This is a genomic window from Bacteroides sp. A1C1 (assembly GCF_004328515.1).
GTDB lineage: Bacteria > Bacteroidota > Bacteroidia > Bacteroidales > Bacteroidaceae > Bacteroides > Bacteroides uniformis.
In genome coordinates this window covers 2,338,484-2,361,134 of sequence record NZ_CP036491.1, presented here as the reverse complement: position 1 = coordinate 2,361,134, position 22,651 = coordinate 2,338,484, and the positions used below count along the sequence as shown (strand labels likewise).

Annotated in this window: 15 protein-coding genes; 3 read left to right on the top strand and 12 right to left on the bottom strand. The window is 47.6% G+C overall.

What is annotated here, in order from left to right; all coding sequences use genetic code 11:
• Nucleotides 1–61: 61 nt before the first annotated feature.
• Entirely contained in the window at nucleotides 62–829 is a 768-nt protein-coding gene (locus tag EYA81_RS09485) for a DNA alkylation repair protein (RefSeq protein WP_117599879.1), read from the bottom strand.
• A 131-nt stretch (nucleotides 830–960) separates the two neighbouring features.
• On the opposite strand from EYA81_RS09485, the gene EYA81_RS09480 reads away from it, so the two are divergent.
• From EYA81_RS09480 to ybeY, 3 genes are read left to right on the top strand one after another with little or no spacing between them, the layout of a single operon-like run.
• Nucleotides 961–1,965 (top strand): M28 family metallopeptidase, encoded by a 1,005-nt coding sequence (locus tag EYA81_RS09480; protein ID WP_119961991.1) that lies wholly within the window; start codon nucleotides 961–963, stop codon nucleotides 1,963–1,965.
• A 24-nt stretch (nucleotides 1,966–1,989) separates the two neighbouring features.
• A complete protein-coding gene (locus EYA81_RS09475) occupies nucleotides 1,990–3,222 on the top strand; it encodes a nucleoside recognition domain-containing protein (RefSeq protein WP_117599881.1) in 1,233 nt (410 codons plus the stop codon).
• 60 nt (nucleotides 3,223–3,282) lie between these two features.
• Nucleotides 3,283–3,696, top strand: a complete 414-nt coding sequence (ybeY, locus tag EYA81_RS09470) for an rRNA maturation RNase YbeY (protein ID WP_005826129.1) — start codon at nucleotides 3,283–3,285, stop codon at nucleotides 3,694–3,696.
• A gap of 71 nt (nucleotides 3,697–3,767) precedes the next feature.
• Here the strand turns inward: ybeY and EYA81_RS09465 are convergent, their stop codons facing one another.
• The 11 genes from EYA81_RS09465 to EYA81_RS09415 all read right to left on the bottom strand — a co-directional run bounded on the left by EYA81_RS09465 (nucleotide 3,768) and on the right by EYA81_RS09415 (nucleotide 22,559).
• Nucleotides 3,768–3,959, bottom strand: coding sequence for a hypothetical protein (locus EYA81_RS09465; RefSeq protein WP_227187000.1), 192 nt, complete (start codon nucleotides 3,957–3,959; stop codon nucleotides 3,768–3,770).
• Between the two features lie 63 nt (nucleotides 3,960–4,022).
• Nucleotides 4,023–5,159, bottom strand: coding sequence for an aldose epimerase family protein (locus EYA81_RS09460; RefSeq protein WP_005826133.1), 1,137 nt, complete (start codon nucleotides 5,157–5,159; stop codon nucleotides 4,023–4,025).
• A 29-nt stretch (nucleotides 5,160–5,188) separates the two neighbouring features.
• Complete coding sequence (locus tag EYA81_RS09455) at nucleotides 5,189–7,219, bottom strand: hypothetical protein (protein WP_117964323.1); 2,031 nt, start codon at nucleotides 7,217–7,219, stop codon at nucleotides 5,189–5,191.
• Between the two features lie 32 nt (nucleotides 7,220–7,251).
• On the bottom strand, nucleotides 7,252–9,978 hold the full coding sequence (locus tag EYA81_RS09450; RefSeq protein WP_117964324.1) for an alpha-L-rhamnosidase: 2,727 nt from the start codon (nucleotides 9,976–9,978) through the stop codon (nucleotides 7,252–7,254).
• Between the two features lie 5 nt (nucleotides 9,979–9,983).
• On the bottom strand, nucleotides 9,984–10,988 hold the full coding sequence (locus EYA81_RS09445; protein ID WP_119961994.1) for a family 43 glycosylhydrolase: 1,005 nt from the start codon (nucleotides 10,986–10,988) through the stop codon (nucleotides 9,984–9,986).
• Between the two features lie 11 nt (nucleotides 10,989–10,999).
• Nucleotides 11,000–13,063 (bottom strand): glycoside hydrolase family 172 protein, encoded by a 2,064-nt coding sequence (locus EYA81_RS09440; RefSeq protein ID WP_227186998.1) that lies wholly within the window; start codon nucleotides 13,061–13,063, stop codon nucleotides 11,000–11,002.
• The gene (locus EYA81_RS09435; RefSeq protein ID WP_165491372.1) at nucleotides 13,060–14,028 is read right to left on the bottom strand and encodes a glycoside hydrolase family 43 protein; all 969 of its coding nucleotides are present in this window, start codon (nucleotides 14,026–14,028) and stop codon (nucleotides 13,060–13,062) included. The genes EYA81_RS09440 and EYA81_RS09435 overlap by 4 nt, the downstream gene beginning before the upstream one ends.
• A gap of 3 nt (nucleotides 14,029–14,031) precedes the next feature.
• Nucleotides 14,032–15,000: a glycoside hydrolase family 43 protein gene (locus EYA81_RS09430; protein WP_117964326.1), complete on the bottom strand. Its 969-nt coding sequence runs from the start codon at nucleotides 14,998–15,000 to the stop codon at nucleotides 14,032–14,034.
• A 208-nt stretch (nucleotides 15,001–15,208) separates the two neighbouring features.
• Nucleotides 15,209–17,863 carry a family 43 glycosylhydrolase gene (locus EYA81_RS09425; protein WP_131225675.1) on the bottom strand — a complete coding sequence of 885 codons (2,655 nt, stop codon included), beginning with the start codon at nucleotides 17,861–17,863 and terminating at the stop codon, nucleotides 15,209–15,211.
• 84 nt (nucleotides 17,864–17,947) lie between these two features.
• The gene (locus tag EYA81_RS09420; RefSeq protein WP_009037458.1) at nucleotides 17,948–19,525 is read right to left on the bottom strand and encodes a RagB/SusD family nutrient uptake outer membrane protein; all 1,578 of its coding nucleotides are present in this window, start codon (nucleotides 19,523–19,525) and stop codon (nucleotides 17,948–17,950) included.
• 22 nt (nucleotides 19,526–19,547) lie between these two features.
• Nucleotides 19,548–22,559, bottom strand: a complete 3,012-nt coding sequence (locus EYA81_RS09415) for a TonB-dependent receptor (protein ID WP_131225674.1) — start codon at nucleotides 22,557–22,559, stop codon at nucleotides 19,548–19,550.
• Between the last annotated feature and the right edge of the window lie 92 nt (nucleotides 22,560–22,651).

The following is a 22,651-nucleotide window of genomic DNA, read 5'->3' as shown; positions in this document are numbered from 1 at the left end:
AATAACTAATTTATTTTGAGATAAGCGATAGAAGGAATGATAAAACACTGCCTCTCGTCCATCAACGCTTCATGAACTCCTTCCGCTCCTCGTCCGAAAACTTCTCTATCGCATAGCGCAACATGGTACGGGGCATCGTCCTGCAATGCTTCTCCAAGAATTGCACCAGCAAGTCCTTGTCCCGCTTACCCATCTCCCGGAGCATCCATCCTACCGCCTTTTGCATCAAGTCATGCTTATGATGGAGCAGCCGTTCCGAAAGGGCTAATATATCGATGAAATCACCGTTTTTGATGAGTGTATAGGTAGATACCACGGCAATGCGCTGGTTCCAAAGCAGCGGAGTATCCGCCAGCCGGTAGAGGTCTTCGCGAGGTTTGTCTTTCAGATATTCGCCCACAATGCCGGGGGCAGACAAATCGACCAAATCCCAATTATTGATACGGGCTGTCTGCGAAAGGTAAAAGTCATAAATCTCCTTTTTCCCCTTTTCATCGCTCTTTTTGAACCGCTCCACCAACATCAGCAAGGCACAAAGGCGACACTCGTGCCATTCACTCTGAAGCAAGGTTGCCATTACCCCAAAAGGTTCGTGCTTGTGCTGCTTTGCCACCTGCCGGGTGTTGGGTACCACCACTCCCAGAAACTTATCCCCCTCGCCATACTGCCCCTTTCCGGTCTTGAAGAAACGGGGAAGATACTCCCTTTTCACCGGGTCGATATACGCCTCCAATTCCTGCTGAATCTGTGCCGAGATGCACGCCACTTCTTCTGCCGAAAGCACACGTTCGCACAAGACGGTTTCCACTGCTTCATTCTTCTTTTTCATCCTTCTCTCATTTGATTTACACGGATTTGAATTCATCCGCCAACGGACAAAAATACGATATTTATATCGGAACTATGGAAAGTTATCTTTAATTTTGCAACCGGTATGTCCAATCCTTAAAACCGTACGACATGTATAAAGCTGTTTTGGGAGCAATCTGCTGCCTTTCTTTCGCACTATCCTTACATGCACAATCTCCACAAGAAAAGGGATTGCAAAGCATCAGCCGCACTTCGGCCGAGGCTATTGTCGGTTTTCTTGCCGACGATGAGCTGCAAGGACGCGAAGCAGGCATGCACGGTTCACGACTGGCTGCCCGCTATCTGGCATCCTGCCTGAAAGAAGCCGGCATTGCCCCGCTGGAAAAGGACAATTATTACCAGCCCTTCGAGGCTTACAACAAGGAACGCCAACAACGGGGACGGTGGCAAGTGCATCCCGACTCCATCGCCATCCTTAAACAAGGCGTCCACCGCATCCTGCAGATGAGTAATGTATTGGGAACCATCCCGGGAGAACGACCGGATGAATATGTCATCGTAGGTGCCCACTTCGACCATCTGGGTGTGGACGAGACGCTGGCAAACGACCGGATATACAACGGTGCAGACGACAATGCCTCCGGTGTCTCTGCCGTCCTGCAGATAGCCCGTGCATTTCTTGCCACCGGACAGAAGCCTCTGCGCACGGTCATCTTTGCCTTTTGGGATGGGGAAGAAAAGGGATTGCTCGGCTCAAAATACTTTGTACAAAGCTGTCCTTTCATCAGCCAGGTGAAAGGTTATCTCAATTTCGACATGATAGGCCGTAACAATAAGCCCGAGCAGCCTCAACACGTTGTCTACTTCTACACCGCCGCCCACCCCGTATTCGGCGACTGGCTGAAGCAGGACATTGCACGCTACAGCTTGCGCCTGCAACCGGACTACCGCGCCTGGGACCGCCCCACGGGAGGAAGTGACAATGCTTCTTTTGCCCTGTGCAACATCCCCATCATCTGGTACCACACAGACGGACATCCCGATTACCACCAGCCTTCGGACCACACCGACCGGCTGAACTGGGAAAAAATGATAGAAATAACCAAAGCAGCTTTCCTCAACGCCTGGAATCTTGCCAACGAAAACAAATATTAATCCATTAGAACAAAGTAACGATACATGGTTTTAAATTACATCTGGGTAGCATTCTTCGTCATCGCATTCATCGTGGCCCTCTGCAAACTCATTTTTATGGGTGATGTGGAGATATTCACAGAACTCGTCAACTCCACCTTCTCCTCTTCCAAAACAGCTTTTGAAATATCCCTGGGACTGACAGGAATACTCGCCCTCTGGCTCGGCGTGATGAAAATAGGCGAAAACAGCGGCATGATCAATGCCCTCTCCCGTTGGCTGAGTCCGGTATTCTGCCGTCTCTTTCCCGAAATACCGAAAGGACATCCTGCCATGGGTTCCATATTCATGAATCTCTCTGCCAACATGCTGGGGCTGGACAATGCCGCTACCCCAATGGGGCTGAAAGCCATGAAGGAACTTCAGGAACTAAACCCGAAAAAGGATACTGCCACCAATCCGATGGTAATGTTCCTTGTCCTCAACACCTCGGGACTGATACTTATCCCCGTCAGCATCATGATGTATCGCTCGCAGATGGGTGCCGCCCAACCCACGGACATCTTTATCCCCACACTGATAACGACTGCCATCTCGACCATTGTCGGTGTCATTGCCGTCAGCATTGCACAACGCATCAACCTGCTGAACAAGCCCATACTTATCCTGATTGGCTGCATCAGTCTTTTCTTTGCCGCACTCATTTATCTGTTCACACAGATTAGCCGTGATGAAATGGGTGTATATTCCACTTTAATTGCCAACATACTGCTGTTCTCCATCATCCTGCTGTTCATCCTCTGGGGGCTATGGAAGAAAATCAATGTATACGATGCCTTCATCGAAGGGGCCAAAGAAGGCTTCACCACCGCTGTACGCATCATTCCCTATCTGGTTGCCTTCCTCGTTGGAATCGCCGTTTTCCGTACTTCCGGCGCCATGGATATACTGGTGAACGGTATCGGTTATGTGGTAGGACTGTTCGGTGTAGACACCAGTTTTGTAGGTGCCCTGCCCACTGCCTTGATGAAGTCACTGAGCGGCAGCGGTGCCAACGGACTGATGATTGACACCATGAAGCAATATGGTCCCGATTCATTCGTCAGCCGTATGAGCTGCGTGGCACGCGGTGCTTCGGATACTACGTTCTATATCCTTGCTGTGTATTTCGGCAGCGTAGGTATCACCAAAACGAGGAATGCCGTGACGTGTGGGCTGATTACCGATTTCTCCGGCATCATTGCAGCGATTATTATCAGTTATATGTTCTTCTTCTAAAGAAACTGTCTTAATCACAGGAATGTAATTTCAATCGTAAATCGTAAAATTGTAAATAAAATGATTAGTTATCAGACAGACGGCGTGGAAATGCCATCCATCAAGAAGCGTGAAACCACGGAATGGATAAAATCCGTAGCCGCCACTTACGGAAAAAGAGTCGGTGAAATCGCCTATATCTTCTGTTCAGACGAGAAGATACTCGAAGTGAACCGCCAATATCTGCAACATGATTATTATACAGATATCATTACCTTCGACTATTGCGAAGGAAACCGTCTCAGCGGTGACCTCTTCATCAGCCTTGATACCGTACGCACCAATGCGGAACAGTTCGCCGATAACAACTACGAACGTGAACTGTACCGTGTCATCATCCACGGCATCCTCCACCTTTGCGGCATCAATGACAAAGGGCCGGGAGAACGGGAGATTATGGAGGAGGCGGAGAATAAGGCGCTGGCGATGCGGTAATTCCAAAGAATAAAAACTCTGTCTTGATAAAGTGCTGATTTTACCAAGACAGAGTACTTAAGAAAAACAAGTTACTTTGCCAACACAACGACAACTAACGGGTGATATTTGTCTGTTCCTGATTCGATGCGGGCATCCACACCATCTATAGTTACTCTAATAAGTTCAACACTGCCATAACCATCATTATACTTCCAATGGGAAATGATGGAATGTTCCTCTCCTTCACCAAAGATATAGGGACAAACAAACGTACGCCTCAATACTTCAGGCTTCTTGTCATATTTATATCCATCCCATAAAGGCAGGCTATGCCTGCCTTATATTTATTTCTTCACCGAGAAGCGATAAATGCAATGGCTGTCATACTTCTCTCCCGGCTTCAGCAATGCAGAAGGCCATTCCGGCTTGTTGGGCGTATCGGGATACTTTTGAGTCTCCAGACAGACAGAAGCACGATGACCGTACACAATACCTTTCTTTCCGGTCAGTGTGCCATCCAGGAAGTTACCGGCATAAATCTGAATGCCCGGTTCGTTGGTATAGACATCAAGCACAATACCCGTTGAGGGAGATTCGAGGGTGGCACACGGGCGGGTGACATCGCCCTTCGTATTGAGTACCCAGTTGTGGTCATAGCCCTTGCCGTTCTTCAACTGCTCAAAGTCATTGTCGATACGGGCGCCAACAGCAGTAGGAGTGCGGAAATCCATATCCGTACCTTCTACGGAAACAATCTCACCGGTAGTCATGAAGGTACTGTCCACGGGGGTATAAGCATCTGCATCAATAGTGAGCAGATAATCCGAATTGGACTTGGAGGGGTCACCGTCCAGGTTAAAGTAAGAATGGTTCGTCATATTGACAACAGTGGTACGGTCCGTTTCGGCACTGTAACGAATGTCGATGGCATCGTCATCTGTCAGCGAGAAAGTGACCTTGCAGGTCAGGTTACCCGGGAAGCCCTCCTCTCCGTCTTTCGACAGATAAGTCAACTCCAGAACCTGACTGCTCAACTGGCGGGCATCGAACACTTGATATTGGTATCCCTTGGGACCTCCATGCAGGCAATGACCGTAATTGTTGCGCGGCAGCTGATACTCTACCCCATCCACTGTAATCTTACCCTGGTTGATACGGTTGGCATAACGTCCGATGGTAGCGCCGAAATCCGAAGGGAACTTGATGTAGTCCTGAATGGAATCGAAGCCCAGCACCACATCACGCATAACGCCATCCTTGTCTGGCACCATCACTGATACAATACGTCCGCCGAAATTCGTAATACAAACTTCCATACCATTCTTATTCTTCAAAACAAACAAGTCTGTCTGCTTGCCATCCACTTCCGTACGGAAGTTGGCAGGTTCCAGTCCAGAAGCAGTCTTTTCACTCGCCTGCTTGCCCGTGCAAGCCGATGCCAATAGCATCACGCTTGCCAACAAAGTCATCATCTTATTCATAAATACAATATTGGTTACTGTTTAGACTATCATTTTTTCAACAAGAACTGCTCCGCACGTCCCGGAGTGAACAGCTCCCACAAAGAAGCGACCGTCCAGCCCGGAGCGAAGATATTGTTGTAATATCCCTTTCCGTTACGTCCGTAATCCCAATTGGTATGCTGCACCACTTCCGGGTAATAGCCTACTTTGGCAATGCCGCACATGTGTCCTTCATATGGCAGTAACTGGCGCATGGAAGTGGAAATCACCTCGGCAAAGTCAGAGAAGCGCGGCTCGTTGTACTCCTTGGAGAGCCAATGCAGCACATCGGCAAATTCGAAGATAAATACATCGATATGGTTATTCTCTACCGACACATTTCCCCAACCACGGGTTTTCAAGCCGATATCTCCCAGCATCTGACCTTCGGCAAAAGGAACATCCCAAGTATAATACCACGACAAAGCAAAATAAGCGGCTTTCTTCGCCAGACCGGCATAGTGCGCACGCTCTTCTCCTTTGGTAACCAAAGCCAGATAATAAGCAGCCGTAGCAGCATACAAGGAGGCTTCCTTGTCCTCGCAGTTGGCATCCAGCGTAGAAGAGAAATAATCGGCTTTGGATATCAGTTCCTTCTCCAGATAGTCTACCGTACGCTTGGCGCTTGCCAGATAACGTTTGTCCTTGAAATACTTGGACGCCATCACCAAAGGCAATGTTGCCGAAGGCGTGCTACCGCCGCTGGCATCCACGACAGAGAAATCATCCTTGAACTTGCGCGGGAAGCTGCCGTCCTCGTTCTGCAACTTGAGGAAGCTGTCCAGCATGCCCTTGATGCGTTTCTCCCATTCGGGGTGTTTACGCTTCTGCTGTTTCTCGTAGTTCAAATAGTTCAAGATGGCATACACTCCCTCGGACTGACGGCGGATGCTATGTCTGGTTTCCTTGAAGCCGCGGTTGTAGTGTACCACTTCGTTGAAGAAACCGGCAGGCGAAAAACCGTTCTGGAGATAAGTGTCAAAGATATGGTTGGCATTGTCCACCAGGTCTTGGCGGTTCTGCTGTTTGCCATACTCCAAAGCATTGAAAGCGTTCAGCAATGTACGTCCCACAAAGCCCACTTCGGCAACATCGGTATTGGCACAAGTAGCAGTCTCCAACTCTACACCGGAATAATAATGAGTGGGGGTATTGCCAACATAGCTTTCCACGAAGAAGTTGCTCATCACCTCCTTCATGCGGTCTACCGTGTAAGGTGTGTCAACCGGTTTCGGACGGTTAGTGTCATAACAATACTCCCAGGTGCGCTGTACGCATTCCGAAAAATCGGCAGCATTCCTTTCGGACACCTCCCAAGTCATGGAGATGCTGTCACCCTTACGAAGCAACTGGAAAGCCTCAACGGCAGGAGCCAGCGTCAATTTGCGGATATATGTCTTCGGTGCTTCCTTATAGGGGAAACCGTATGCCAAGACAGTCATACCATCCACATTGCAGAAACCGGTATATCCGATGGAAGTCTCACCGGACAAGATTACCTCTCCCTCCTTATGAGTGGTCAAAGCTTCCTTATCGAACTTGTCAATACGGATAACCGACATGGACGTACCACTTGCCGGATTGAAAGCTGCCGTCAGCGGAGTGCTCAAACGGTCCTCACGCACCAGCCAACTGTCCGATGTGTGGAAAGAAGGAGCTTCCTTCGGCGAACGCAGGTTGCGGCGATACCAGAAGCCCGGCATGTAGAACTGGCAGTCCGAATGCTTGTAACCGGTCTTTATCTGTTCCCCGTAGTTGAAATACACATTTTCCAGTGCCTTGAGTGTGACGGTAATGCGCAGTTTGCCATCCTTGTCCACCACCTGGCGGATGATGTCCAATGGCAACGTTTCCGAAGCCCGGCAGCTGTACATACCATCCTGCATCTTCTGCAAGGCCAGCGGATATTGCTTGGCATCATTCCCCGGCACTTTCAAGGAAATAGAAGCAGAGATGTCTTCCGGAGCAGCATTTGCCGCTCCTGCACCCGTAATGCCCGTAAAGAGCATTATCCCCAAAAACAATCTTTTTAGTCTCATAGTTACATCTGTTTTATTGTTGTTAGAAAATATCATTCAGACATGAATACATACTTGCCGGAGCCCAATTCGACTACCAGCTTACCGTCAGCCTCCTCCACGGAATGAATCCCCGCCTGACCGGCATCTACCTGTACATGGAAGTCAAGCGGCAGCTTGATCGTAGCGGTTGTATTGGCGGGAATCTCAACGTTCCACTCCAGCTTATTGCCGTCACGTTTCCAGGAACTCCCTATCCTGCCATAAGGCGATACATGCGAAGCATTCACATAATTCAGTTTTTCCGGGAATACCGGTTCCATCAGAATCTGCTTGAACCCGACGGAAGCGGGAGCATTTTTTATACCGGCAAGATCCTCATAGAACCATATCAGCAGGTCTCCCAAAAGCATCACATGGTTTCTTGAATTCATCGCCGGATTTGCCGTGTCACCATTCCATAATTCCCAAATGGTGGTTGCACCCTTCTTAATCATGTAACCCCATGAGGGATAAGTGTCATTGGTCACTATCTTATAGGCAAGTTCCAGTCCGCCGTACTCGGTAAGTCCGCGCATCAGATGCTGGATGCCAAGCACACCGGCACTGACATGTCCCTTACAGTCTTTTTCCGTCTTCTCCACGACATTGGCAAATACTTTATCTTCATATCCATCGGGAACCAGACCCAGTCTGAGGGAAAGCAGGTTTGCCGTCACCGTATTGTTGTCATACTGTGCAGTCTCAGTATTGAAGAATTTCTTGTTATAAGCGTCCTTGACCTTAATGGCAAGTGCTGCATACTCTTCAGCATCTGCCGGAAGTCCGTTCATTTGCGCGAACTTCTCCATCAGTTGCAGAATACTGTAAAACACCGTTGTACTCAACACTTCACCGTTCGTCTTACGGGCAGGGTCCTCCGAATGAATCAGCTCCGGCGACTCGGGAGGCATGCACCAATCCCCGTATTCATCCTTCACCAGAATATAGTCCTTCATTTTGGTCTCCGTCATGTGGTTTACCCAGCGCTTCATGGACGAATAGCGCTCTTTGATGGAGCTATCATCGCCAAACTGGCGGTAAAGCATGTCGGCTACGTAAAAATAGGCAGCCGGCCAAGTTACGTCATCATGGAAGATGGTCCAGTAACGGGGAGATACCACAGAGATACTTCCATTTTCATTCATGGACTCTTCTATATCCACCAGCCACTTCTTATACATCAAGGCATTGCCGAAAATGAAACTTTCACCATAGGCACCGGTAGTGCGGTCGCCCAGCCATCCAAGACGTTCATCACGCTGGGGGCAGTCGGTAGGCATACCGCGATAGTTTCCACGGATTCCCCAATAGGCATTCTTGTGAATTCTGTTAATCAACTCCTCGGAAGTCTCGAACGTACCGTTCGTTGCCATTTCATCATACACCACCTTACCGATGAAATCATCCGCTGCCGGTTCATAGTCCAAACCGGATATTTCCATAAAACGGAAACCATGGTAAACAAACAGCGGTTCCCAAACAAACTCACCGTCAGCGGCAGGAGTATAAATATCCGTGACAAGGGCACTGCGCAGGTTGTCAAGATACAGTTCCGTACCATTGTCCTTCAGCACTTCGGCAAAACGCATAGTAATGGGCTTGTCCTTCTTGCCACGCAGTTTCACCTGCTGTATTCCTACCATATTCTGCCCCATATCCACGATATATCTTCCATCACCTACCGATTTAACGGATATTGGCTTTATCTCCTCCATCACCTTCAGACTCGGAGAGAGCTGTGCCACAAGTTTTCCTTTGGGAGCCTCCATCCGTTCGGCCAACTGCCATCCGGAATCATTATAGCCGCTTTCCGTCCATTTACCCAATTCCAAGCGGGCATCGTAATGTTCACCGTCAAATTCGTTGTTCGCAGTTATAGGACCGTGGTTCGTCGCTTTCCAGGAATCATCGCTGACTACCGACACCGTCTCACCATTGTCGTACTCTATATTCAACTGCGCCATGAGGCGAGGTAAGCCAAAGCCTACCATCCCATTGGCACGCATGGAAAGATAGCGGCCGTTGCCCAGAGCCACGCCTATCGTATTGGTACCGGACTTCAACAAGGGGGTGACATCATAGGTCAGATAAGATACAGAAGCATCGTACCAGGTAGGCAAAGGACCGAATACATCGTTTCCAATCCTCTCGCCATTCATATAGCATACGGAAGAGCCTACTCCCGAAACATAAAGGACTGCACGCTTCGGCTGTGACGGCAAATCAAACTCCTTCCTCAGATAACGTGCCGGAAGGATGGTCCGTTCACCGTCCAGTTCCAAGTTTGTACTGTCGTTCAGTCCAATCCAGCCGGCTTTCCAGTCCGAACTGTCCAGCAAGGACATTGACCAGTGCCGGACATTGCTTTGCGCTTTGTCACCGGTATTTGTCCATACCGTGACACGCCAATAATATTTCTGTCCCGACTCCAAAGGCGCCCCTGCATATTTCACCAGCACCGACTGGTCGGACTCCACACGACCACTGTTCCATACCAGCCCGGCCCCGGTCTGCAAACTCTTTTCCGAATCTGCCACTTCAATCTGATAAGCAGTCTGCATCACATCCTGCTTGCCGGTTGCCAACTGCCATGAGAAACGGGGAGCAAACGAAGCTACTCCTTCGGGATTATCCCGCATTTCGACGGTAGGTTCCACTATTTCCAAGGCACCTCCATTCGATGTTTTACAGCCCATCATAAGCAAGGCCAACAAGGATACTAAAATAAAATTCTTCATACTCGTCAGAATTCAGGTTTCTCCGATTCTGTAGATGCAACGGAGCCTTCTACTGTCGGCCATCCGTCTTCCCAGCTAATCTTATCCAGCATCAATACGCGGCCTTCAGGATTCTTCGTGCTCACCGCATGATAGAAGAACCAGTCATTACCGGCATTGTCCGTCACAATCTCGGAGTTATGGCCGGTGCCCACAAAGGTATTGCTTTTCTGAATCAGCACTTCGTGCTTGTTGTCCATCATGCTACCGCCTTTCTTGTCGACGTAGGGGCCGAAAAGATTGTCCGAACGCCCTACAACGGTAGTGTAGGTACTGTTCAACCCCTCACAGCAACTTCCTATGGAAGCAAAGAAATAGTAATGTCCGTCTTTCTTATGGATATAAGTACCCTCGTAAGCGGTTCCCGCCACTTGCTGCGGTGTGGCGCCTTCCTTCAAAGACAAGCCGTCATCGGACAGTTCAATCGCATAGATTCCACGGAAGCTGCCCCAGAAAAGATATTTCTTTCCTCCCTCCTCTATGTAGAAAGGGTCGATGGAATTCTGCACATTGATTTCATTGCTGCGGAACATCTTCCCGTGGTCCTTGAAAGGTCCCTCCGGTTTATCGGCAGTGGCACAACCGATGCCGCAATTCCACTCGCCTCCCCAAACGGACATGGAATAGTAGAGTACGTATTTATCACCTATCTTGTTGATGTCCGGTGCCCACAAACCGCCGTTCGGCTCAAAATCAGGTCGGGTACGGTCGGTAAAGGCAGTACCTACATATTCCCAATCCACCAGATTCCTGGAACGGTGAATCGGCAGATTACGTATGTCCTCGGTGGCATACAGATAGTAGTAGCCGTCACCGCCCTTTATCACAGAAGGGTCGGGCAAACTGTAGTTTATCACCGGATTGCGATAGACATTCTTCGGCTGTTCTTCCGGCTCGTTTTCTTTTGTCGCCGACGACGAAGAGCATGCCGTCAGGCAACATAATGCAAACATCAGAATTTGTTTCTTCATATTATCCTTAATTATTGTATTATTAAATAATCCATGCCCAACAATGAATTCGCAGAACGGCTATCAGCTTTTTTTTGTATAATCAGCAGTTCATTAGAGCCGTCTTGCAAAGTAACTGTCCCCAAATCCAATACATTCGTTGCCAGCCCGGTACTATACAGATTCAGGTTTTCTTTCAGTTTATGGTTGTTCAGGTACAAATCTATACAACCATAATCCGGTGCTACCGTAAAAGCTATTTTCAACCGATAATTGCCTCCCTTGTCGACTTTAAAGCCTAAGGAAGCTTTATCGCCTTCCTTTGCTTCAGCCCAAAAGAACTGGGCACCGTTACTCCAGTTCATGGCAGGTATACTTTGCGATCTTTCAATTCCTCCGGTCAGCCGAATATCCAAATATTCGCCTTCCACCTTCCTTCCGGCAACGGCTACATTGCTCACCAGATCATTCTTATGCTTTGCAATATCCGCAGATGCTTTAGCAGCTTCCGCCTTGCGGTTGGATTCTCCACCGGGCAGCATATACCAGAAAGTAGTAGGAGCATAGTTGATGACCGTACTGCCCCAATGCCATATCTCCATGTCAAACGTCAATGACTTGCTGAAAGGAATGGCATCCAAACCACGATAGCGCACATTGGAGACGTGCCCACACTGAGTGGAGCCTGTTCCATCCGGCTCGGCAATAAACGGATGGCTGAAAGCATTGTGCATGCACCAGGCATAACCGTAATAGTCTTCCGTACCGGTGCCGAAGTGCGAAGGAAATTCCTCACCGTTCACATACACTTTTTCATCACCTTCGCCCCACCAGTCGGCCAAGGAGTTGAACAAGGTTACCCCATCGCCCACATATACTCCTCTGCCGGTCAGTTTCACGAAATTTACTTCAAAGTGGTCGTCTGTCGTAGGCTTATCCGGATTTGTACGGGTATGCAGATGAGAGAACTCCGTCCACCCCGCACCGAAGTACATACTTCTTTCATCCCATTTCCAAGCCGAGGTGTATGCAGTCAGAGAAGCCTCAACCTCGTCCGTCCCCACATTCTGCAATGCAATCCTGCAATCTTTCTGATAGGGCATTACCCAAAAGCAAGAAAACAGTGAATCGGATGTTACTTCGGTATAAAAAGTCTGAAACGGAGAAAGACGGTTCCCGCTTCCGAAAAAGTCTCCTACCGGTACCCATACAGTTTCGTTTCCATCAAAAGAAATACGCAGAACCGTAGAACGCAATGCCTGGTCAAAGTCTCCGGCATGCAGCTTTACGTCCAGACGGCGAACAGCACCCGGACCGGAAAGGGTCATATCCTGCTCTTCACCGGCAGCCAGCACACTCCGAAGCATCGGTTCTTTCTGCAATCCTCCTATTTCCCTCCGGGATACAGTCAGTTTTCGTTGTACATCTGCCAGTAATTTCGCATTCTGCTTGATGTCCTCCTTAGAGAAAGTGGCTACAGACGTTCCTTCTGCATAAGTACGGTAATTGATGTTGTAATAGAAGCATTCTTCGGAAAACTCGCCGGGTTCCTTGATGGAAGGACTTTCATAGGTAATCTTGCAATGCTTGGCATAAGGTATGGGCAGATACAGATTATGTCCCCTCTGCTTATAGTCCGTCAGTTCCGATACAGAAGCCGAAAGAGGCGCATCTACCAGAGCATGTCCGCTCAATATGCCCAGAACCTCCCCTTCTATTTCGGGAACCTCCTGATTATCAAGATAAAAACGCAGGGTTCCTTTATCCGAATATGCGGCTACAGTCACCCAAAAGCGAGTGATAGCTCCCGGACCGTCCGTATCAACCAGAACAAACTCTCTCCGTCCGTCAATGGAATCAACGCGCAGAAACTGGCTTCGGTCACAATTGGCATACCAAGAGACACTATCTTTTTTGACAGACGCCCGGTCGTAACTACTGAACTGCCTGGTTTCATAATAAGGTTCAGGATACTTTGCCAATGCTTCACAATCCACCATTTCTTTCAATAAAGAAGCAGTAGAGATTGTTTCTGCCTTCTTTTGACAAGCACAGAGGCATGCTATCAGCATATAATAAAACAGTCCTTTTTTCATTTTGATGTCAGATTATCAGTTAATACCTGCGGACGGATAAGAGGGCCACCGATAGAAACCGTTCTCTGGTCGGAAATGGCAAAATCCTTGATGTACGAAGTACGCGGCTGTACCTTCGTGGAATCCCAGTGTGCATGGAAAATATATTTCCAACTGCCGTCTTTGCAACGGAAGGGCGCTCCGTGTCCGGTACCCATCAAACCGTCGGCACGTTGCAAAATCGGGTTTTCCTCGTATTTCTTCCACGGTCCCATAGGACTGTCTGAAGTTGCGTAGCCCACTCCGTAATTTTTGCTTTCAAAGTGATTGGCTGAATAAATCAGGTAATAAATGCCCTCTTTTTTCAGGACGGAAGGGCCTTCGGCCACCTTGGCAGGCTTGTCCTGCGAAAGTTCCCAAGGCTCTCCCACTTTAATGCACTCCGTCAACGTTTCCTGCTTGATGCCGGTCAAATCATCATTCATTTCTGCCACCCAAATGACATTGCCATCTGTGAAACGCACGAAATAAAGGTAAGGCGTGCCGTCATCGTCGATGAAGAGAGAAGTATCAATGCTCTTCTCATCCCATATAGGCTGCTTCACCTCCTGACGGAACGGGCCTTGGGGAGTATCTGCCGTTGCCACACAAATATGCTCTTCGGTGGAGTAGAACAAGTAAAACTTTTTCTTCGACTCGATATAGCAGACTTCCGGAGCCCAGAATCCCCACGTACCGTAGGAGTCGGCGGCCGACAACGCCTGGCCTTCACGCGTCCAGTTCTTCAGGTCATCGGAAGAGAAGCAGGCAAAGCCCTCCCCTTCTACCGTACCTCCGGTGCCGTAAGCATAGTACTTGCCTTCGTAAAGCATCACGTAAGGGTCGGCAATCGGCAGATAGTCTGATTCTACAACCGTCTTCTCCTTGCATCCGGCAAAACAAAGACAAAGCAACAGCAACCATATACAATTTTTCTCCATATCCATCTTTTATTTTACTACTTTGGGGGTCATATAGTCCTTGCTGATTCTCATACGGTCCACACCGTCCACTTTCTCGAAAGAAACATCAGTGATATACATGGCGCGCGGATGGATATTGTTCTTGTCCTTATGAGCATGGAAAACAAGACGAAGCTTGCCAGCCTTGTCTGTGAAGGTGGCACTGTGTCCCACCCCGACCAGTTCTCCGGGTTTCTGCAACAAGGGGTTCTCCTCGTATTTGGTCCAAGTACCCATCAAATCGGTAGCCGTGGCGCAACCTATGCCGTAGAAGGGACTTTCATAACTGTTGGCGGAATAAGTCATATAATAAATTCCGTTGTGCTTGACGACAAACGGACCTTCATTCACACGAGGCCACACTTCCTCCCATGCCTGAGAAACGTGAATGCAAGGATGCATGGTCTCCTTCTTGATAGTCATGAGGTCTTTCTCCAATTCGGCCACCCAAATGTTGAGTCCGTCGTTGAAACGGTCGAAAAAGAGATAAGGTGTGCCGTCGTCATCAATGAACAGGGAGTTATCAATGCATTTCTCATCGGCAATCTGGGGCTCCTTCTTGCTCTGAGTGAACGGACCTGCGGGCGAATCGGCTGTTGCCACACAGATATGCTCGTCTGCCGAATAGTACATATAGAACTTCCCGTTCACTTCGTAGACCTCCGGCGCCCAGAACCAACGGTCGGCCCAGACATCCTTCTTTTGGAGCGCCATGCCCTTATACTTCCAAGTCTGCAAATCATCGGAGGTATAGACTTCAATGCCGTCATCCGCATGGGTGCCGTATGCATAGTAAGTACCCTCGTACAACATGATGAACGGGTCGCCCAAAGGTACCGGTGTTTCAACTCCTTCGACAACAATATCGTCCACATCCTTATAGTCTGAAGAGCAGGACTGACAGGAAGCCAGCGTAGCCGACAGAAACAAATACATACATATAAAATTCTTTTTCATGATTCTCATGGTTTCTATTTCAAAATAAATATTTACATCAAACTCATTTCGTCATCTCCTCGTATAGTGAAGAGGTCTCAGTCATATACTTAGGTTCCCTCAGTCGTATACTTAGATAAGAGTAATTTAAGCACACTGATTACCAACATATTACAGTTTTATCATTCGATGTGCAAATTTCAAGACAAAATGCGGTTCCAACATCCAATCAAGGCTTCACCTGATTGGGAACCTGCCCTATGTGATAATACAGCACTCCCTTATAAGCAGGAGATTCGCCCTCCGAACAGAATCCGATGCGGGACGCAGGGTAGCGGATGTCTAACGTACCCAATTCCCTGCCGTCCACAAACAGATACAGTTTGTCTGCCCGGCGTACTGCACGAAAATTATAGGAGTCTTTCCACAACTCGTGTACGCCTATCTTATAGATATGGCGTTCCAAATCTTCCGCCTCCTTGTTAATGAACCGGATACCTTCTGCCTTCACCGGAGTAAAGGTACAATAATTATACGCAGGATGTTCTGCTACTCCCCCACTTTTGCTCTCTATCGGATACCATTCGCTGCCATTCAGGTACTCTATGTCGAATTTGCCGAACATGTCATCTACAAATTCGGACTTGTTACCTGCTTCATGACGGTTCAGGTAAAGGGTATCCAGCCACGTAGGTGCAGCAAAACGATAATCTTTCTCAATGAAGTCGGTATACTTCACATCCGGATAGAATGTTTGCAGGCATCCTAGTGAAAACTCCTTTTTCCAAGCGTTTTTCCCCTTCTTCACAGCTGTCACCTCAAGCATACGGGTAGCACCATTAAACTGAGCCTTCACATAGTTATCCTTATCCACATAAACCGGATAGCTTCCTGCCTTGTCTTGTCCGGACAAGCCGGACAACTGGAAGCTGAATTCATAATCGTTCAAGAAATCGCCCTTCAACAACTCCTCATTCCCCGAAAGCTGGAAATGCACATCATCGAAGCCGATGGTATAGGTAGCCCCTTCGAACAAGGCAGACTTTGTCTCGTCAAATACTCCGGGAACACCCGCTTCTTCCGCCGGAAGAGCCTCTGCAAAGACATGTTTTCCCGGTGCGGGAATCTCATCCAGCCAAATCTTCAGACAGCCACCATTACGCTCAATGCGCAGATGATGGTACACACCCCAACGGAAATCTTCAGGCAGGGCATAGGATTCCTTATTTTCTTTACCGCCGACAAGTGTACGCAGGTACCAGCTCCGGTTCTCGGCATCCAAACCTACATAAGCACAGTTATCTGCATCCTTCCACCAGGCAATGACGCCGGCTCCACCCTCGGTCTTGACTCCCGTCTCGAACAAGTAAGCCACGGACGGCTGTACTTGTTGCAACACACCGAACGAAGCTGTCTCGCCTTTACCCGCAAAGGTAGGCATCGAAGGTTCGGGATGATAACCTGCCGTGCGGGGGCCGGTGATACCATCCACAAACAACGTCTTGTCGAAGAACTGGACACGGTTGATATATTGTCCCCGATGCTCATTGTTCTTGTTTGCCATATAAATCAGCCACCATTCAAATCCGTTGGGGCCTCTCAGGATATTGGGCTGGCCGGGAGTCATCAGAATATCGTCGGCAATGCCGTCTTTCATATCGAACAGAGAAACGTCGAAGAATTGCGAACGTCCCTTGTTTGTTTCTACGGCAAGCAGATTCGTGCCTTCCTTCAAAGCAGCACGCAGCTTCTTGTCCAGGTTCACGATACAATAATCACGCCCCTGCTTCTCGTAGACAATTGTTCCGTTCAGATAAATCCGGGTATCTCCGTCGTGAGCGACACGCAGTGCCAGATTGCCGGTTTCGCTACCGGCAGAGAAAGTCTTTCGCAACCATAGGGAGGGCGTATTCCACCAAGTACCCAGATGCCGGGTTGTGGAACCTTTCACTTCACGGGACGAAAAGCCGGTCTCCCCCCTCGCCCAGCCGGAGTCATCGTAGGTCACTTTTGTCCAGTCGCCCTCCGGCTTGCTCTCCGTATAAGCAAACAACGGCTCATACGTGCGGCCATACCGCAATAAATCCACTTGCTTCTCCTCCAGTTGTGTCTGATTGCAGCCTACAACCGGATAGCTATATTTATTACCATTTTGAAAACCTAAAGGAGAGTCTGCCTCAGCAACTCCCAACTGATAATTGCCCCACTCTGTAGAGGTGTGGTTGGCATTATACATCATATAGTAGCGGTCTCTATACTTCATGACCCACGGTCCCTCCGCTACTCTGTTATCCATCGTTTCCCATGTATCCGGCAATGAGGCGAACTGACACACCGGTTCGCCGGCAAATTCTGCCGGGTTCTTCATTTTACGTCCCCATATGGTATTTCCATCAGTAAAACGTACCATATACATGTATAGTTGTCCATCATCATCTCTGAATATTTTGGGGTCGATACGGTTATCCATCCATGTCTTCTTGTTCGGTTCTGTATAAGCGCCCAAGACATCTTTGCTCTGCGCATGTACAATGTGAACGGCATGCTTGTCCTTCCCCCAATAATTGACTGACCAGTATAAATGAAAATCTCCATTCAGATAGAACATGTCATTGGCATGAATCTGGTCATCTCCGGCTCCGCTGCCTCTGGTCCAGTCATTGTCCATTGTCACGACATGGATAGGTTTCCCCCAATGAACCAGGTCATCGGATACATAGAAATCCCCGTTTGTACGGACCCCGCCAATATAATATTTGCCGTTATATTTCATTACGCCGGCATCCGCCACTCCCGGAAGTACCGGATTCTGGATGTTCTGCGCAAACAAGCTGCCGCAGCAGGCAAAAGCGAATGGTAATAGTAGTTTTTTACAGACAAGCATATGGTATAAGATTTAAGAAAGAAAAGGCTATGCCGGAAGCATCCTGAATAAGAACAGGCTTCCAGGCATAGCCTTCTTTAGTTATTAATAGTTAGGATTCTGAGTAAGATGTGCAACACCACCTACTGTGCTGTTTTCCACCTCATCTCTTGGAATAGGCAGACGTCTGTGCTTGCCGACAATAAAGTTATCAAAGTCTTTGTCACGAGCTTTCAGTTCATCAATTCCAGCCTGGGAATCAAGTAATCCCCAGCGCTTCAAGTCAGCCCAACGCCAACCTTCGAAACAGAGTTCCAAAGTACGTTCCATCTGCAGACGCTTGATAAAGGCATCTTTAGAGCTCAAGCAATCTTTCCACTGACTGTCTTTCAACTTGGCCAGACCGGCACGTTCTCTCACCTTGTCCACATAAACAGCAGCATCGGCAGGATTAGTACCCGTTTCAACAAGACACTCTGCATAGTTCATCAGGATATCTGCGTAACGCATGATACGATAGTTGTTACGGGCAAAATAATCTTCTGCACTACGATAGTAAGAAGTATTGTATTTACGGATATAGCAGTCTTCCGGGTCAGTTCCCCAATTGTCATTCCAATCGGCATTTTCAAATCCATAATATTTCTTCGGCTGGTCGGGGAAGTCTTGCGAAAATCCACGATAAAGGATACTGCCGTACAAGCGCAAGTCATTCTTTCCATCCACACGTTTCTCTTTCAAGAACTCGTCTACCAACCAGCGGCGTGCCTTACCATCTCCCCAACCTATACCACTTGGAGCATAGAACTGAGTACGCTGGAAACCGAATGCCATACTGGCATCATTACCCGTACCACCCTTGTTCTGGTCATCGAACTGAATCTCAAAGATACCTTCCTTGTTGTTCTCGTCCAAGTCAGTGAAATTATCTTCACGATTGGCGATAAGACCGTACAAAGAGCCCTCTTTATCAATCAACCATTGTAATTGTTCCTTTGCTTTGTCATACTTATGTTGTTGCATATAAGCCTTGCCCAACAATGCCTTGGCAGCACCTTTGGTAGCACGTCCCAGATTGGCAGCATCCCAAGATTCCGGCAGATACTGCATGGCAAAAGTCAAATCTTTCTCTACCTGGTCCCATATTTCCTGCTCGGAAGCATCTTCCGGTATATAAGAAGCATCTTTAGGCTCCAACGGCATAGTTCCTTTGTCCCACAACAGATTTACCTGAAAATACCACAATGCACGCAAGAAAGAAGCTTGTGCCAGTACCTGGTTTTTCGTCGTCTCATCCATTTCGATAGAAGGAACATGAGCCAACACCTGATTACAACGGAAAATACCTACATAGAAATGTTCCCAATGTATGTTGTTGCCTTCATAAAAATTATAGTTATTATAGAGAAAACGTGTCCAGTCGCCCAATTCAATCCAAGGAGAAGAACTCCATCCTTCGTCCGAAGTCAAATCATAACGGAAAGAAAGCCAACGCATCCAAGTGCCTTCCTTATAGAAGAAGCTATAACAAGCATTGACACCGGCTGTCGCATCTTCCGGCTTATTCCAATAAGTATCATTAGTTACTTCATTGGGATTATCAATATCCAATAAACTCGAACTGCATCCGGTGCACAAGGTCAAGGCACCTGCAAGCATTAATCCATAATATATCTTTTTCATAATTTATAAGCTGATTTATAAGTTAAAAGGTCAAATCCAATCCAAACATTACCGAACGGGTATTAGGATATGCAAAACTGTCCGTACCACTGTTCCAAACGGAATTCGCGCCCTTGAAGTCAGGATCCAAGCCGGAATATCCGGTGATAGTAATCAAATTGCTACCGGTAGCAAACAGACGGAGTTTCTCAACACCCAGGTTGGTCAGCCACTTCTGCTTGAAGTTATAACCGATAGAAATGTTCTTCATGCGGAAATAAGAGCCATTCTCCAAGAAACGGTCGGCATCACGGGAGTTACGGAAATCACCGTAAATGATACGCGGGGTATTGGAGTTAGGATTTACCTGGTAAGGTTCTTCACCCTTTTCAAAGCGAATATAGTTGGAGTTGTCTGCAAACAGACGTCCTTGCCAGCGGGATACGTTGTATATCTTATTGCCGAACTGACCATTCCACATCATACTGAAATCGAAGTTCTTCCACTCTGCATTGAATACCAATGACATTTGCATTTTGGCCCAAGGACTACCGCAATAATCACGGTCGGCATCAGTAATCTCTCCATCATCATTCAAATCGAGATACTTGACATCTCCCAATTGAGGACGCTTTCCCTCAATCATAATGGGGGTACCCGTAGATGTCACATAATTATCAATCTGCTCTTGTGTCTTGAAGATACCGTCTGTTTTTCTCAAATAAAATTCAGCCAAAGATCTGCCCGGTTTAGTTCTTGCCTGACCAGAATCAATATAATCTCTATTAGTACCATCACGACCCAAGCTCAATACTTCGTTATCCATAGTAGTCACATTCAGCAAAGCGCTATACTTAAAATCCGAAATCTGATCTTTCCAACCAAGTGTAAACTCGAAGCCCTTGTTGCGCAAGCTGGCAGCATTTTTCCATGGAGAACCTCCTTGGTTACCGGTAGAAATGGCAATCGGAGTCTCTGCCAATACATCACTGGTCTTTGAGTTGTAATACTCTGCGCTGACAGTCAAGCGCTGGTTAAGGAAGCTGGCATCAAAACCTACATTCACCGTTTCTTTCGTTTCCCAAACAAGACCTGCATTCACAAGTTTCACCTGAGTAGAACCCGGAACAATAGCACCTCCGAATACAGTTACAATACTCTGATTGATAGTTCCAATATAATCCCAATCGCCAATGGAAGAGTTACCAAGACGGCCCCAGTTACCTCTAATCTTCAAATCATTAATCCAAGGTACATCAAAGAATTCCTCTTTTGAAATTCTCCAGGCACCGGAGAATGATGGGAAATTACCCCAACGATTTTCTTTAGCCAGACGGGAAGTTCCGTCACGACGGAAGGTGGCAGTCAAATAGTATTTATCATCATAAATGTAGTTCGCACGTCCCAAATAAGAAATCATCGCATTTTCACTGATGCTGTTTGTATTCTGCTGGTTGCTCTGTCCGGCATTCAATACGGTCAGGTAATCACCGTTACCCAACATCGGGAAGTTCAGACGGGAAGCCCACAAACCTTCCCACTCATGGTGCTGGTAAGTAGTACCGACTACAGCATCCACATGATGCTTGCCAAAATCCTTATTAAAGTTCAAAGTATGTTCAACCAGCATATTGTAAGTATTGTCACGTGCCTTCTGGCTTTCCGGGTCACGGTGTTCCTGGTTCTGAGTCCAGTTACCTTCTCCACGGAACCATGAATTCTCATAAAAGTAAAGGTCAATACCACCATTGAATTTATAGGAAAGGAATTCGAAAGGCTTGAATTCCAGCCATAAAGAACCATTCAAACGATTCTGACGGAAATGACGATATTCCAAATCTTCACGAGCAATCGGGTTCACACCAAAAGTATTGTATTTGGCAGCATCACCATAGCCATATCCACCCGGATTATTCTCATCATAGATAGGAATGGTAGGCATCATACGCAAAAAGTCATTGTAGGTATTTGTCTGGTTCGGGTCTGTGTTTGTGAGTGAATAAGCCAAGTTTTCACCAAAAGAGAACCAGCCCTTTTTACCTTGTGTATTGACACGGAAGCTATAACGGTCGAAAGTATTTCCATAAGAAACGCCATCATTGTTATAGTAGCCGGCTGATACAAAATAACTACCGGAGTCACCGCCACCGGAGAGTGATACGTTGTAGTCCTGCACCAATGCGGTCTTCAACACTTCATCCTGCCAGTTGGTATCATACTGTGAGTGTTTCTGAGTGCTGTTTACAGTAGCAATGCCATCTTTGATAGCTTCATTATAGGCAATATCATTATACTTGATATATTCTGCCGCATTCATCAAATCAAATTTCGGGCTCCATTCCAATGTTTCCTTTACGCTTACATTCACCTTCATGGGACCTTTCGTACCTTTCTTGGTAGTAACGATAATCACACCATTGGCAGCACGCGAACCGTAGATGGCAGCAGCAGAAGCGTCCTTCAGAATCTGGATGGATTCTGCATCTGCAGGGTTGAAGTCAACTCCCGGGTCTGTAATCATACCATCAATAACCCACAACGGAGAGTTATTACTCAAAGAACCGACACCGCGAATTTCAATAGAGGCATCTTCGCCCGCCCTACCGCTACTGCGTACGTTAATACCGGTTGCCAAACCCTGCATCTGGCTGACCAGTGTTCCTGCAGCGCTTTTCTTCATTTCCTTGGTATCAACAACGGCAACCGCTCCAGTCAAGTCGGACTTCTTCACGGTCTGATAACCGATGACAACCACTTCTTCCAGTGCTTTCGAATCATCTTTCATCACCACGCGCAAGGCAGTTCCCTTATAGACAACTTCCTGCGTAAGCATACCGATATAAGAAAAAACGAGTGTACTTCCTTTCTTTCCACTCACTGAGAAATTACCGTCAATATCGGTAATGGCACCCGTGGTAGTACCCTTCACCAATACATTCACGCCCACCAAAGGCTCACTATTTGCATCCGTCACCGTTCCCGTTATGGTCACATCTTGTGAATAAGCGGTAGCTGCAAACACAACAAAGAATAAGAATAAGATTTTCTTGATCATTTTTTATAGAATTAGATTTTAAAACTATGCGGAAACTAACGTCCGCTTTTAAATACACTGCAGAAAGTGATTAGTCACTTCTGCCAATCATA